Origin of the sequence: Kribbella sp. NPDC051770, assembly GCF_040681455.1 — a bacterium.
Lineage (GTDB): Bacteria > Actinomycetota > Actinomycetes > Propionibacteriales > Kribbellaceae > Kribbella.
On record NZ_JBFAYT010000004.1, the window covers coordinates 554567 to 567496 of the forward strand.

General features: G+C 70.2%; 13 protein-coding genes. 7 read left to right on the plus strand and 6 right to left on the minus strand.

All coding sequences use genetic code 11. The features are described from left to right. Window positions 1-45 precede the first annotated feature (45 nt). Together AB0M01_RS17490 and AB0M01_RS17495 are read left to right on the plus strand one after the other, a co-directional pair. Window positions 46-1179, plus strand: coding sequence for an N-acetylmuramoyl-L-alanine amidase (locus tag AB0M01_RS17490; RefSeq protein ID WP_363670454.1), 1134 nt, complete (start codon window positions 46-48; stop codon window positions 1177-1179). A gap of 107 nt (window positions 1180-1286) precedes the next feature. Continuing rightward, the gene (locus AB0M01_RS17495) at window positions 1287-2243 is read left to right on the plus strand and encodes a DUF6528 family protein (RefSeq protein WP_363670456.1); all 957 of its coding nucleotides are present in this window, start codon (window positions 1287-1289) and stop codon (window positions 2241-2243) included. Here the strand turns inward: AB0M01_RS17495 and AB0M01_RS17500 are convergent. Further along, window positions 2234-4438, minus strand: a complete 2205-nt coding sequence (locus AB0M01_RS17500; protein WP_363670458.1) for an MMPL family transporter — start codon at window positions 4436-4438, stop codon at window positions 2234-2236. The genes AB0M01_RS17495 and AB0M01_RS17500 overlap by 10 nt on opposite strands. 81 nt (window positions 4439-4519) lie before the next feature. On the opposite strand from AB0M01_RS17500, the gene AB0M01_RS17505 reads away from it, so the two are divergent. Next, window positions 4520-4846: a helix-turn-helix transcriptional regulator gene (locus tag AB0M01_RS17505; RefSeq protein ID WP_344177756.1), complete on the plus strand. Its 327-nt coding sequence runs from the start codon at window positions 4520-4522 to the stop codon at window positions 4844-4846. A 2-nt stretch (window positions 4847-4848) separates the two neighbouring features. Here the strand turns inward: AB0M01_RS17505 and AB0M01_RS17510 are convergent, their stop codons facing one another. From AB0M01_RS17510 to AB0M01_RS17525, 4 genes are read right to left on the minus strand one after another with little or no spacing between them, the layout of a single operon-like run. Beyond that, window positions 4849-5493: a permease prefix domain 1-containing protein gene (locus tag AB0M01_RS17510; protein ID WP_363670461.1), complete on the minus strand. Its 645-nt coding sequence runs from the start codon at window positions 5491-5493 to the stop codon at window positions 4849-4851. A gap of 30 nt (window positions 5494-5523) precedes the next feature. Then, on the minus strand, window positions 5524-5919 hold the full coding sequence (locus AB0M01_RS17515) for a DUF2784 domain-containing protein (protein WP_363670463.1): 396 nt from the start codon (window positions 5917-5919) through the stop codon (window positions 5524-5526). 18 nt (window positions 5920-5937) lie between these two features. Next, complete coding sequence (locus tag AB0M01_RS17520) at window positions 5938-6612, minus strand: GNAT family N-acetyltransferase (protein ID WP_363670465.1); 675 nt, start codon at window positions 6610-6612, stop codon at window positions 5938-5940. A gap of 40 nt (window positions 6613-6652) precedes the next feature. Continuing rightward, window positions 6653-6829 carry a hypothetical protein gene (locus AB0M01_RS17525; RefSeq protein WP_363670468.1) on the minus strand — a complete coding sequence of 59 codons (177 nt, stop codon included), beginning with the start codon at window positions 6827-6829 and terminating at the stop codon, window positions 6653-6655. A gap of 198 nt (window positions 6830-7027) precedes the next feature. On the opposite strand from AB0M01_RS17525, the gene AB0M01_RS17530 reads away from it, so the two are divergent. The 4 genes from AB0M01_RS17530 to AB0M01_RS17545 all read left to right on the plus strand — a co-directional run bounded on the left by AB0M01_RS17530 (window position 7028) and on the right by AB0M01_RS17545 (window position 10732). Continuing rightward, on the plus strand, window positions 7028-8338 hold the full coding sequence (locus AB0M01_RS17530) for a PLP-dependent aminotransferase family protein (protein WP_363670470.1): 1311 nt from the start codon (window positions 7028-7030) through the stop codon (window positions 8336-8338). A gap of 186 nt (window positions 8339-8524) precedes the next feature. Beyond that, window positions 8525-9472: a D-alanine--D-alanine ligase gene (locus tag AB0M01_RS17535; protein WP_363670472.1), complete on the plus strand. Its 948-nt coding sequence runs from the start codon at window positions 8525-8527 to the stop codon at window positions 9470-9472. A gap of 37 nt (window positions 9473-9509) precedes the next feature. Beyond that, the gene (locus AB0M01_RS17540; protein ID WP_363670474.1) at window positions 9510-10382 is read left to right on the plus strand and encodes an SURF1 family protein; all 873 of its coding nucleotides are present in this window, start codon (window positions 9510-9512) and stop codon (window positions 10380-10382) included. After that, on the plus strand, window positions 10379-10732 hold the full coding sequence (locus AB0M01_RS17545; RefSeq protein ID WP_363670476.1) for a DUF3817 domain-containing protein: 354 nt from the start codon (window positions 10379-10381) through the stop codon (window positions 10730-10732). Before AB0M01_RS17540 ends, AB0M01_RS17545 begins: the two co-directional genes overlap by 4 nt. Before the next feature lie 217 nt (window positions 10733-10949). Here the strand turns inward: AB0M01_RS17545 and AB0M01_RS17550 are convergent, their stop codons facing one another. Continuing rightward, on the minus strand, window positions 10950-11939 hold the full coding sequence (locus tag AB0M01_RS17550) for a ParB/RepB/Spo0J family partition protein (protein ID WP_363670588.1): 990 nt from the start codon (window positions 11937-11939) through the stop codon (window positions 10950-10952). Window positions 11940-12930 lie beyond the last annotated feature (991 nt).

Genomic DNA, 12930 nt, shown 5'->3' on the forward strand with positions numbered 1-12930 from the left:
CGCCCCGCTGACGGGGCGCAGTCCGCCGCACGGCAAGGAGTGTTGATGGAAGCCAGCAACGGCGCCCGGATCTACCGGATCGGTGACAGCGGCGAGGCGGTGGCCGAGATCATCGGCAAGCTGCAGCGTCTCGGCCTGCTGGCACCGGGCGACCACTTCGTCTACGACGAGGCGACCGCCCACGCCGTACGGGGCTTCCAGCAGCAACGCGGGCTGATGATCGACGGCATCGTCGGCCCGCAGACCTACCGGGCCATCGACGACGCGCGCTGGCGGCTGGGCGACCGGCTGCTGACGTACGTCGTCTCGCACCCGCTCACCGGTGACGACGTGCTCGCGCTCCAGGCCAAGCTGCAGGAGCTCGGCTTCGCCGTGGCGCGGGTGGACGGGATCTTCGGGCCCGACACCCAGCGCGCGGTGACCGAGTTCCAGCGCAACATGGGCCTGCCGGGGGACGGCACCTGCGGCCCGTCGACCTTCAAGGCGCTGCAGCGGATCCGCCCGATGGCGACCGGCGGCCGTCCGGACGCGCTGCGCTCGGCCGAGGCGGTCCGTGCGGCCGGTCCGCGGCTGTCCGGCAAGACCGTGGTGATCGACCCGGGCCACGGCGGCTTCGATTACGGCTGGGAAGGCTTCGGCCTGCGCGAGTCCGACGTCGCGTACGACCTGGCGGCCCGGATCGAGGGCCGGCTCGGCGCGACCGGCGTACGGGCTTATCTGTCGCGGGGTCGCGACCAGGGTCCGGACGAGCTGGCCCGGGCCGCCTTCGCCAACGAGACCGACGCGAACCTGTGCGTCTCGCTGCACACCGACGGCTCGATGAACCCCGAGGCCCAGGGCGTCGCGACGTACTACTACGGCGCCGACCTGCACGGGACGTCGTCGAGCATCGGCGAGCAGTTCGCCGGCCTGGTCCAGCGCGAGATCGTCGCCCGGACCGACCTGCTCAACTGCCGCACCCACCAGAAGACCTGGGACCTGCTGCGGCGGACGCGGATGCCCGCCGTCCGGCTCGAGATCGGCTACGTGACGAACCCGCACGACGCGTCCCGGCTGGCCGACCCGCAGTTCCGCGACGTGGTCGCCGAGGCGATCGTGGTCGCGATCCAGCGCGTCTACCTGCCGCCGGAGCAGGACGCCGCCACCGGCATGTTGCGCTTCGGTCAGTTGACTGTCTGACCCCGCGGTTTCCCCGATCAGTTTTCTGATCACCCCCGCCGGTCGCCACCCATTAACCGATGCCTTGTGTTGTTGGTGAACAACCAACTACACAAGGTGGTGGAACGATGTTCAAGGCACTGATCGGAACCGTGCTGGTGGGCGCCGCGCTGGTCAACCCCACGGTGGCCTCGGCGTCCCGGCCCGCCGACGACGGCCGGCTGGTGGCGATCACCGACCAGCAGTCCGAGGACGGACCGGCGGCCCGGATCCGGGTGCTGGACCCGAAGGTCGCCGACTGGAGCAAGCCGGCCGCCGAGAAGTGGTCCTGGTCCCCGACGGCCCGGAACGGGTTCGCCGACCTGACCGCGGCCTGGGGTCTGCCGAGCGACGCGAAGCTGCGCCGGACACGGTCCGGCCGGGAGGTCGCGCTGGTCACCGACTCCCGCGGCCTGGCCGCCGTGGCGAGCTACCCGAGCGGGCGGCGCGTGTGGGGCACGAACGTCGGCGGTCCGGCGAACCCGCACAGCATCGAGCTGCTGCCGAACGGGAACGTCGCCGTCGCGGCGAGCACCGGCGGGTTCGTCCGGGTCTACACCGCGTCGCAGGGCGCCGCCTCCGCGACGTACGCCGAGTACGGCCTGCCGGACGCCCACGGCGTCACCTGGGACCCGGACCACCAGGTCCTCTGGGTCCTCGGCGGCACCCGCCTGGCGGCGCTGAAGGTGACCGGTCCGCCGGCCGCTCCGAAGCTGACCGAGACCGAGCTCGTCACCCTCCCGACCGACGGCGGCCACGACCTCGCGCCGGCGCTCGACAACCACGACCTGCTCTGGGTGACCACGGGCTCGAAGGTCTACCGGGTGAGCAAGTCCAGGGCCGCGATCGTGGCGACCGAGGACCGCGCCGGGATCAAGAGCGTCACCACCAACCGCGCCGGCCGTCAGGTCTGGACCACGCCGAAGCCTGACTGCCTGACCGGCTGGTGCACCGACACGGTCAACCTCGAGCACCCGGCCGCGACGCGGACCCTGCCCGAGGCCCAGATCTACAAGGCCCGCGTCTGGAGCGCGTCCTACGAGTGATCGCGCTCCAGCGCGATCGTCGGTAGCAGCCTGCCGAGCCTGCTCGGGAGCCACCACGCGCGGTTCCCGAGCAGCCGCAGCACGGACGGTACGACGACGCAGCGGATCAGCAGGGCATCGACCAGTACGGCGGTCGCGAGGCCGAGGCCGAACTGCTGCAGCATTCGGTCCGGGCTGAGCAGGAAGGCCCCGAACACGACGATCATGATCGCTGCCGCGGCGGTGATCACGCTGCCGGTGTTGGCCAGTCCTTCGCGGACGGCCTGGATGGGGTCGCCGCTGCGGCGCCACTCCTCGTGGATCCGGGAGATCAGGAAGACCTCGTAGTCCATCGAGAGGCCGAAGACGATCGCGAAGATCATCACCGGCACGAACGCCTCGATCGGGCCGGGCTGCGCGCCGAACCAGCCGTGCTGGAAGACCAGGGTGATGACGCCGAGGGCCGCGCCGATGCTGAGCAGGTTGAGCACCGCGGCTTTGAGGGGGATGAGCACCGAGCGGAAGACCACGAGCAGGAGCAGGGCGGACAGCCCGACGACGACGCCTACGAAGATCGGCAACCGGCTGCTGACCGCTCCGGCGAAGTCCTCCGCAGCGGCGGTCGAGCCACCGACCAGGTACGTGACGCCGCTCACCCCGGCCCCGGTCTCCCCGCTCGCACCGGCCTCGCCGCTCCCGGTCCCGCCGGCCCGTGCCGCGATCGCTGGGAGCGTCTCCGTGCGCAGCTTGCCAACCAACCGGACGGTTGCTTCGTCCTGGGGTGCCGAGGTCGGGAAGACGACCATGGTGGCGATCTGCCCGTCCGGGCTCGGCTGCGGTGGGGTCACCGCCGCGATGCCGGGTTCGCCCGCCAGCGTGCGCTGTGCGGCCTCGGCAACCCTCGCGACGTCCGCGGGACGGACGACCTCCGTGACGACGATCAGCGGCCCGTTGAAGCCCGGCCCGAACCCGTCCGCCAGCAGGTCGTACGCCCTACGCGTCGTCTTCGCCTGGTCGTCGGTCCCGGCGTCAGCGAAGCCGAGGCGGAGATCAAGCACAGGCAGGCAGAGCACGACGAGCGCCGTGAGACCGAGCAGCAGCGGGGTCCACGGGCGACGCTGGACGACTCCCGCGAGCTTGCGCCAGCCGTCTCCCGGCGTACGGCGTGCTCTGGCGGCATGCTTGAGTACGCTGCGCTCGATCCGCTTGCCGAACAGCGTGAGCAGCGCCGGCAGCAGCGTCACCGCCGCGAGCATCGTCATCAGCACGGTCAGCGTGACGCCGAGAGCCATGCCCTGCAGGGCTCCGAGGCCCAACGCCAGCAGCCCGAGCAGCGCGATGACGACCGTGCACCCCGCGAACAGCACCGATCGCCCGGCCGTGTCGAGCGCGATCTCGGCCGCGCGCCGCCGTTCGGCGCCCTTCCGAAGCTCGCTGCGGTAGCGCGAGAAGATCAGCAGCGCATAGTCGATGCCGACCCCGAGACCGACCAGCATCATCACCGGCGCGGTGTAGTCGGGCACGGTGAACAGGTGTGACGCGAGGACCAGCAGCCCGAGCGTGCTGCCGACGGCGAAGACCGCGGTCAGCAGCGGAAGTGTTGCCGCGAGCAACGATCCGAAGAGGAAGACGAGGATCACCAGCGCGGCGAGAATGCCCGCACCTTCGGCGGCTCCCCCGGCGCTCTCGGCGGCCTCACGCACGACGTCCCCGCCGAGCTCGACCTGAAGCCCTTGCTGGGCGGCGTTCTGAGCTTCGGCGATGATCGCCCGGACCGCCTCCGGGTCGGTGCCGGTCCCGTCGAGCGTCACCGTCGAGTACGCCGTACGGCCGTCCTCCGCGAGCATGCCCTGCCCGGCGTACGGGTCCGCGACCTCGGCGATGTGCGGCATCCCCCGGACCTCGGCGAGCATCGCGTCGACGCGCGCCTTGGTGGCGGGCGCGTTCATGTCGCCGGCCAGGACGATCTGTAGTTCGTCGGCGGTCCCGCGCGGCTGGTGCTGCTCGAGCACCTCGATCACCCGCTGGGACTCGGTGCCGGGCAGCGACGTGTCGTTCTCGTACGCGCTGCCGACCAGCTGCGACGCGGCGGTGACCGCGATCAGCGCGACCAGCCACAGCGCGATCGCCGGTCCGGCGTGCCGCTGCGCCCACCCGGCGATCCGGTGCAGCAGTCCAGGCGCCTGGGTCGGCCTGGCGGGAGTTTCGACGGTCATCGCTTGCGCCTCGCTTCGCTACATGTAGCCGTTCTACTTATCTCCTGACGACCGTAGCAGCTGTATGGGTAGACTGGCTACATGAAGGCGGATGCGCTGCGTGGACACCTCGACCCGATGATCCTGGCGGTCGTCGAGCACGAGCCCCTGCACGGCTACGCGATCATGGAGGCGTTGCAGGAGCGCAGCGGCGGCGCGGTGGACCTGCCGACCGGCACGCTCTACCCAGCGCTGCGGCGCCTGGAGCGCGCTGGGTACCTGGCCAGCGAGTGGAGCACGGTGAGCGGCCGCAAGCGCCGTACGTACCAGCTCACGTCCGCCGGGCAGAAGATGCTGGTCGACGGCCGGGGCGAGTGGGAGACGTTCCGGACCGTCATCGAGGGCGTGCTGCGCCCCCGGACGACCTGAGGTCAGGCCAGCCGTAGGCAGCGCTGCGCGGAGTACGAGACCAGCAGCAACGGCAGCAGCACGAAGCCGCTGACCACACTGAGCCCTGCCAGGTTGGAGCCCTCCAGCTCGGTGCTGAACCAGCCCATCAGCACAGCGATGGTTCCTACCGCCCCAGCGCTGACCAGCGCGAACACAGCGGTCGCCCTAGCGACCCTGTCCCGCAGCCACGGGTAGCGGAGGCCCAGACCCGTGCCGACGACCGCCAGCACTGCTCCGACGATCGACAGCGACCCGGTGATCATCACCGACCGATTCAGCAGCTCCAGGAACGGCGTGGTGCCCTCCGGCTGCTGCGTCCAGGCCCAGGCGCCCTCCTGCCAGACCACCGGCTGGGCGATCATCACCAGGAACAGCAGCAGCGCCGTACGCCGGCTCTGCGCGATCCCCAGCTCGGCCCGGTAGCCCGGCACGACCTCGGCCAGCGCACCGAAGTCGCCGACCGCGTGCTGCTCGGCCTCGAGACGCTCCAGCCCGCCCGCCTCGTACGCCTCGGTGGCGTCCTCCAGGCTGTCCCGGGCCTCGGCCATCAGGTCGGCCCGGCGCCGGCGAGGACCGCTGAGCGCGCGGCTGAGGTCGGCCATGTAGGCGTCGACAGGACTGGTCACGGCGACCAGCCTAGGGATTCCCGGCCCCGATCACGTCCGGGTGACCACTGATCCTTCCCTGGTTGCCCGGCGCTTGCGGCGGCTGCGGAGCACGAAGAAGCCGACGTACGAGATCACCAGCAGTGCGAAGCCGACCTTCTCGGCGACCGGGGTGCCGCCCTCGGGCCAGATCCGGCCGTCCAGGTAGTGGGCGATGTAGCCGCCGTCGTACGGGATCTCGCCGCCTTCGCGGCGGAAGTGCTTCTCGACGCCGGTCAGCGGGCAGGCGAAGTCGAGCGTCACGTTGATGATGTTGTAGACGCCGACGGCGAGATGGGCCCAGATCACCTTCGGCCAGCGCCAGGCCAGGAAGCCGCCGATCGCGAAGAACAGCAGGAAGGCGCCGTGCAGCACCATCATCACGTCGGCGAGCAACCGGTAGATCATGGCGGGCCTTTCTGTCGGTCAGCCGGGGGCGGGGCCGTGCTTGAGGCGTTGCGGCTCCTTGACCTCGCGAACGGTCACCGGCCGCGGCGCGGGCGCCTCCGGGCGGATCACGCCCCAGACCCGCTCGACGGCCGCCTCCATCTCACTGCGCCAGGTCACGGTCGACCGCAGGTCCAGCCGCAGACGCGGGTTGCGTGGGTGGTCCCGGACGACGCCGAAGCCGACCGCGCGCAGGAAGTCCGTCGGCCAGACGCAGCCCGGACCGTCCCAGCGCGAGTCGCCGAACGCCTCGACAGCCCGGAAGCCGCGCTTCAGCACGTCCTTGGCGACCGCCTGGACGAGCAGCTTGCCGAGCCCCGTCCCGAGGTACCGCGGCAGGATCCGCCCGGTCGCCAGTACGACGGCGTCCGGGCTGACCGGCGCCGTCGGGAACGCCTGGATCCGCGGCAGGTTCGCGGCCGGGCCGTAGATCACGTACCCGGCCGGCTGCTCGTCGACGTACAGCAGGAAGCCCGCCGAACCCCAGTCGAGCAGCAGCTGGGACAGCCAGGCTTCCTTCTCCAGCTCGGAGTCACCGGTCCGGCTCGCCGTCTTCGCGGCCACCGGGTCGAGCTCCCAGAACACGCAGGCCCGGCACGGCGCCGGGAGCTCGCCGAGGTTGGCGAGCGTCAACGGTTCCAGCCGGCGGGCCATCAGCGGGCCCTGGTGCTCTCGGGACTCGGAGCGCCGGGACTCATCGCGCCGCCGGCGCCGGGGTCCGGGCGTCCGGGGTCTCGGCCGCCTCCGGTGCGACGTACCGCTGCTGCACCTTGGCCGCCGGCTGCCGTCTGAACAGCTCGCCGGCGAACCCGGCCAGCAGGCCGAGAACCAACCCTCCGAGTGCCAAACCGAACGCCTTGCCCACGCTCATTCCGTCCTGCCTTCCGCGGTGCCGCCAGGTCGCGCCGCGTGAGGTGTGGCCGGCAGCCGTCTCAGCTGCCAGTCCGCGGCATGGTCGAACCTGCCCCTATAAGGCATGGTAGTGAGAGGAAGCGCCGATCGGTATCCACGCGCCCGGATACCACGGCGTAGCCTTGAGACTTCCCCCTCGAGTCCCTGGAGCCGCTCCGTGAGTGCAGACCTGCCCGACGTCCGGCAGACCCGTCTCGACAACTACGTCGACCGGTACGCAGCACGGACCAAGGGCATGACGGCCTCGGAGATCCGGGCTCTGTTCTCGGTGGCCAGCCGCCCCGAGGTGGTCTCGCTGGCCGGCGGGATGCCGAACATCGCGGGCCTGCCGCTCGACGTGGTCGGCTCCGCGGTGCGCGACCTGGTCGTCGACCACGGCGCCACCGCGATGCAGTACGGCTCCGGCCAGGGCGACCCGACCCTGCGCGACCAGATCTGCGACGTGATGCGGCTCGAGGGCATCGACGCGCACCCCGACGACGTGGTCGTCACGGTCGGCAGCCAGCAGGCGGTCGACCTGGTGACCCGGGTGTTCTGCGACCCGGGTGACGTGGTGATCTGCGAGGCACCGTCGTACGTCGGTGCGCTCGGCGTCTTCCGCGCGTACCAGTGCGAGGTCGTGCACGTCGCGATGGACGACGACGGCGTCGTACCGGAGGCGCTGGAGCAGGCGATCGCCGCGGTCCGGGCGGCCGGCAAGATGATCAAGTTCTTCTACACGATCCCGAACTTCCACAACCCGGCCGGTGTCTCGCTGTCGGCGTCGCGCCGCGGTCAGGTGCTGGAGATCTGCCAGCGCAACGACCTGCTGGTGCTCGAGGACAACCCGTACGGTCTGCTCGGCTTCGACGGCGAGCCGCGGCGGGCGCTGCGCGCGGACGACCGGGAAGGGGTGATCTACCTCGGGTCGTTCTCGAAGACGTTCGCGCCGGGGTTCCGGGTGGGCTGGGCGGTGGCGCCGCACGCCGTACGGGAGAAGCTGGTGCTGGCCCAGGAGTCGGCGACGCTCTGCCCGCCGGTGTTCAGCCAGCTGGCGATCTCGTCGTACCTGACCCGGCACGACTGGATGGGGCAGGTGAAGCAGTTCCGCGAGATGTACCGCGAGCGCCGGGACGCGATGCTCGCGGCGCTCACCGAGAAGATGCCCGCGGCAACCACCTGGACGAAGCCGGACGGCGGGTTCTACGTCTGGCTGACGCTGCCGGACGGGCTGGACGCCAAGGCGATGCTGCCGCGCGCGGTCACCGCGCGGGTCGCGTACGTGCCCGGAACAGCCTTCTTCTCCGACGGTTTCGGCTCCCAGTGCATGCGCCTGTCGTACTGTCACCCGACGCCGGAGCGGATCACCGAGGGTGTCGCGCGGCTGGCCGCGGTGATCAACGAGGAGCTCGAGCTGCGGCATACCTTCGGGCCGCTGACGCCGGGCGCGGGGCACGACTACGACGCTCCGGGTCCGGAGCTGAGCTGATGCGGCGGCCCGGGGTCGTTGCCTGGGGCTCGGCTTCGGACGGCCCGCGCGGTCGTGCGGCCGTGCTAAATCCGTGCTGGGAAGTTCGGGCGGCCCGTGGGTCCGCGACCGGGTAGCGGTACCGTTCCCATGGGCCTCGGGACCGGCGCCGAGCCGGAATCGCCCACGAGTGATCGGGAAAGTTCTATGAGTGATCTGGGTCGAGTGCTGGTACTGGCGGGCGGTCTGTCGCACGAGCGGGACGTCTCGCTGCGCTCCGGCCGGCGCGTTGCGGACGCCCTGCGCAGCGTCGGCGTCGAGGTCGAGCAGCGCGACGTCGACGCGAGCCTGGTCGAACGCCTCCGCAACGACCCACCCGATGCGGTCTTCCCGGTCCTGCACGGCGTCACCGGCGAGGACGGCGCCCTGCGCCAGGTCCTGGACCTGTACGGCGTCTCGTACGTCGGCGCGGATGCGGCCGCCTGCCGGACGGCGTTCGACAAGCCGGTGGCGAGCACGATGGTGCGCTCGGCCGGGCTGCGGTCGCCGGAGTCGGTGGTGCTCGGCCACGACACGTTCCGCGAGCTCGGCGCCGCGGCGCTGATGGAGGCCGTCGCCGGCCAGATCGGGCTGCCGCTGGTGGTCAAGCCTGCGCGCGGTGGTTCGGCGCTGGGCGCTTCGATCGTGCGGACGATGGATGAGCTGCCCTCGGCGATGGTGAACTGCTACGCCTACGGGCCGGTCGCGCTGATCGAGCGGTACGTCGACGGGACCGAGGTCGCCGTCACCGTGGTCGACACCGGCGACGGGCCGCGGGCGCTTCCGGCGGTGGAGATCCGGCCGGACTCGGGGTTCTACGACTACGAGGCGCGGTACACGGCGGGGGCGACGCAGTTCGTCGTACCGGCTCGGTTGGATGCCGAGGTGGCTGAGGCCTGCGCTGCGGCGGCTGTCACTGCGCACCGGGCGCTCGGGCTGCGGGATCTCTCGCGGTCGGACCTGGTTGTCGACGCTGATGGTGTGCCGTGGTTCCTGGAGGTCAACGTGGCGCCGGGGATGACCGAGACGTCGCTCGTCCCGCTGGCTGCTGAGGCTGCTGGGATCGAGCTGGGCGTGCTGTGCCGCGACCTGCTGGCCGCGGCCGCTGCGCGTTGATCCGCTGATGTCCGTTGCCCCGCCGACCGATCCCGTGATGTCTTCTCCTCCTCAGCCCGCAGGGCGTCCACTCTGGCGTACTGCACTCACACCACGGTGGTCGGCGCTGCTCCTGCTCGCGTTGGCAATTGCTGCTGTCATGTCAGTCCTTGGCGTCTGGCAACTCGACGTCTACCGCTCGAAGACCGCAGCAGCGACAGCCGGCCGCGCAGCAATCCCCGCCGTACCCCTGCAGTCCCTCTTCCCCATCGACTCAGGCCTCCCCGCCTCAGCCGTCGCCCGCCGCGTCACCGTGACCGGAACCTGGGCCGCTCCCGCTGACCAGCTCTACATCTCCGACCGCGCCCACAACGGCCAGAACGGCTTCTGGGTCGTCACCCCGCTGCTGCTCGACGACGTCGGGGACTCCGCGTCTGCCGACTCTTCGACCCCCGGCACATCGGCTCCGGGCGCCGTCATGGTCGTCCGCGGCTGGGTCCCGTCAGTGAACGACCCCGCGGCCAAGGCGCCGACCGGCCCCGCCACACTCACCGGCGGCATCGCCTCCTCCGAGGCCCAGGACTCCTCCGGTGACGTCAACCAGACCCGCATCCTGCAGTCGCTGCGGATCCCCACGATCGTCCACATGGTCGACTACCGCGTGTACGACGCCTTCGTCGTCCAGACCGCCGCGGACCCGAGCACCCCTGCGGCCGGCGCCTCGGCGTCGGGCCTCGCGCTCGTCGAACCGCCGGCGCCGCCGACCGACCATGCCGGTCTGCGCAACGTCGCGTACGCGTTCCAGTGGTGGATCTTCGCCGCGTTCACCCTGTGGATGTGGGGCCGAATGGTCCTGGACGCGCACCGCACAGGTGATCCCGACCACCAGCCCCCGGCTCCTGAGGACGCAAGCGGTACCGTTTCTGCGTGACCTCCCCCGCAGATCCCGCCACGCCCGCCGCCACCCAGCCGCAGCTCTCCGCGGCAACTCGGGGTGCCCTCACCCGCTACCGCGTGATCGCGTACGTGGTCGGCGTGATGCTCCTGGTCCTCGTCCTCGTGGCGATGCCGTTCAAGTACTTCGGCGACAACCCGGCAGTGATGAACGTGGTCGGCCCGATGCACGGGTTCCTCTACGTCGTCTACCTGCTCGCCTCGTTCGACCTGGCCCGCCGGGTCCGCTGGCCGCTGACCCGCCTGGTCCTGGTCGCCCTCGCCGGAACGATCCCGTTCCTGTCGTTCTACGCCGAGCGCAAGGTTCACCACGACCTCGCGCATTGAGCGCCGATCGCCGTTTCACGTGAAACGGCGACGGTAAACCGCCATATGTATTTATCGACATATCGCGATTATTGGTCTGGGAATGCCCCGAAAAGTTCTGTGAGAGCGATCCTAAGCGATCTGGCGATCGGAGCTCAGCGACCTGGCTCCACCAGAATCGCTCCTGCAGCCCCTCCAGAAGCCCCCATCCGAGCACCGGTGGGGGCTTTTTCCATCCCTACTGCTCGCCCTGCTTGTTCGGATCCATCAACGTGACAATCCGCTCCAGGTCGTCGATCGAAGCGAACTCGACGGTGATCTTCCCCTTGGTCTTCCCGAGGTCGACCTTCACCCGAGTTTCGAACCGATCCGACAGCCGATCCGCCAGGTCCACGAGCCGCGGCGCCACCGGCTTGTTCCGCCGCCGAGCCGGCGTCGGGTCGTCGGCAGACATGTCGCCCAAGGCAACGATCTCTTCAACGGTCCGCACCGAAAGCCCCTCGGCAACAATCCGCTGCGCCAGCCGCTCGATCGCATCCCCACTCGGCAACCCGAGCAACGCCCGAGCATGCCCCGCGGACAACACCCCCGCAGCCACCCGCCGCTGGACCGAGGCCGGCAACTTCAACAGCCGAAGCGTGTTGGAGATCTGCGGCCGTGACCGACCGATCCGGCTCGCGAGATCCTCCTGCGTACACCCGAAGTCGTCCAGCATCTGCTGGTAAGCAGCCGCCTCCTCCAACGGATTCAGCTGACTCCGATGCAGGTTCTCCAGCAACGCATCCCGCAGCATCACATCATCAGATGTGTTCCGCACAATGGCCGGGATCGTCTCCAACCCAGCCTCCTGGGTAGCCCGCCACCGCCGCTCCCCCATGACCAGCTCGTACTTGTCCCCCTCGAGCCGCCGCACCACGATCGGCTGCAGCAACCCGATCTCCTTGACGGAGTGCACGAGCTCCGCCATCGCATCCTCATCGAAAACACTCCGAGGCTGCTTCGGATTGGGCGTGATCTTCCCAACCTCGATCTCAGCAAACTCAGCCCCCGGCACCGCGGCCAGCTCACTACTCGCACCACTACCAGGCGCCGTAACCCCAGCTGCCCCTTCCCCCTGCACAGGCGGCGCCCCCGGAATCGAGCTCGACTTACTCCCCAGAGTCACACTCCCCGGAGCCGGGTTGCTCGGAATCAAAGCACCCAGTCCACGCCCAAGCCTGGTGTTCATACCGCTCCTCAAGGTCAGCCACCACAGAATCCACCACCCGAGCAAACCCCCACCCCGGCCCCGCAACGGTAACCGGTCCCTGCCCCATCAACACCTTCACCCCCACCACCCCGTGTCGCCCCGACACTCGGTCCGCCCGTTCCACGTGAAACATCCCGACCTGTGCCTCCGCCCCTGCCTGTTCCACGTGAAACAACGCCCCACGCTCACAGCGCGCAGGCAGGGCGGCCGGCTCCCTTGTGCGCCAGCGGTCAGGTTGAGCAAGCTGCGCCCCGCCGGAGATCTCACCGGGCAGCTTGTTCTCCGCGCCAGGACAGCTGGGCTTGGGCCATCCCCCGCACCGTTCCACGTGAACCGACACCGCATGCCTCAACCACCCACCCCAGCCGTCCTGTCCCGATCCACTCTCCGCACCCAACACTTCGACGCCACCGCCGGAAGCCCCGCCACGTTTCACGTGGAACACCTCCGCCCGACGCCGATCACTCGGATCGCACCATCGCTCGACCCTCTGCTCTGACCACATCCCTCCGACCCGCGTCACCGCCGGCCCGCACCTCCAGCAGCTAGCCGATCTCGGCTCTCCCCCGAGCCGGACATGCCCGCCGATTGCGAGTCTCGCCACCCAGCCATGGACTCTGACCCCGACTACACCCGCCCTACGAACGAACTCCGCCCGCATCCGCAACGCCACACCGGAACTGCACCGTTCGCGACCCCGGCGGCTCGCTGGCTCCCGCGAATCCGTGCACCCCGCAACGGTGCACGGTCCGGCGGAAGCCCACCACTGCTGCCACCCACCCGCACATGCCCCATCGCCATAAGCGACCAGGCTCGAGAACCCTCGGGCTGGCCCACTGCTGTCCTCAGTAGGACTCAGCAACATCGCGACCGATGCGCCCGAGAGCCGCATCCCCACCCGCCAACCGTTAGGCGCAACACCTCAAGCGTCAACAACCGCCCTCCCCGTCCCCGTCCTGACGGCCGCACC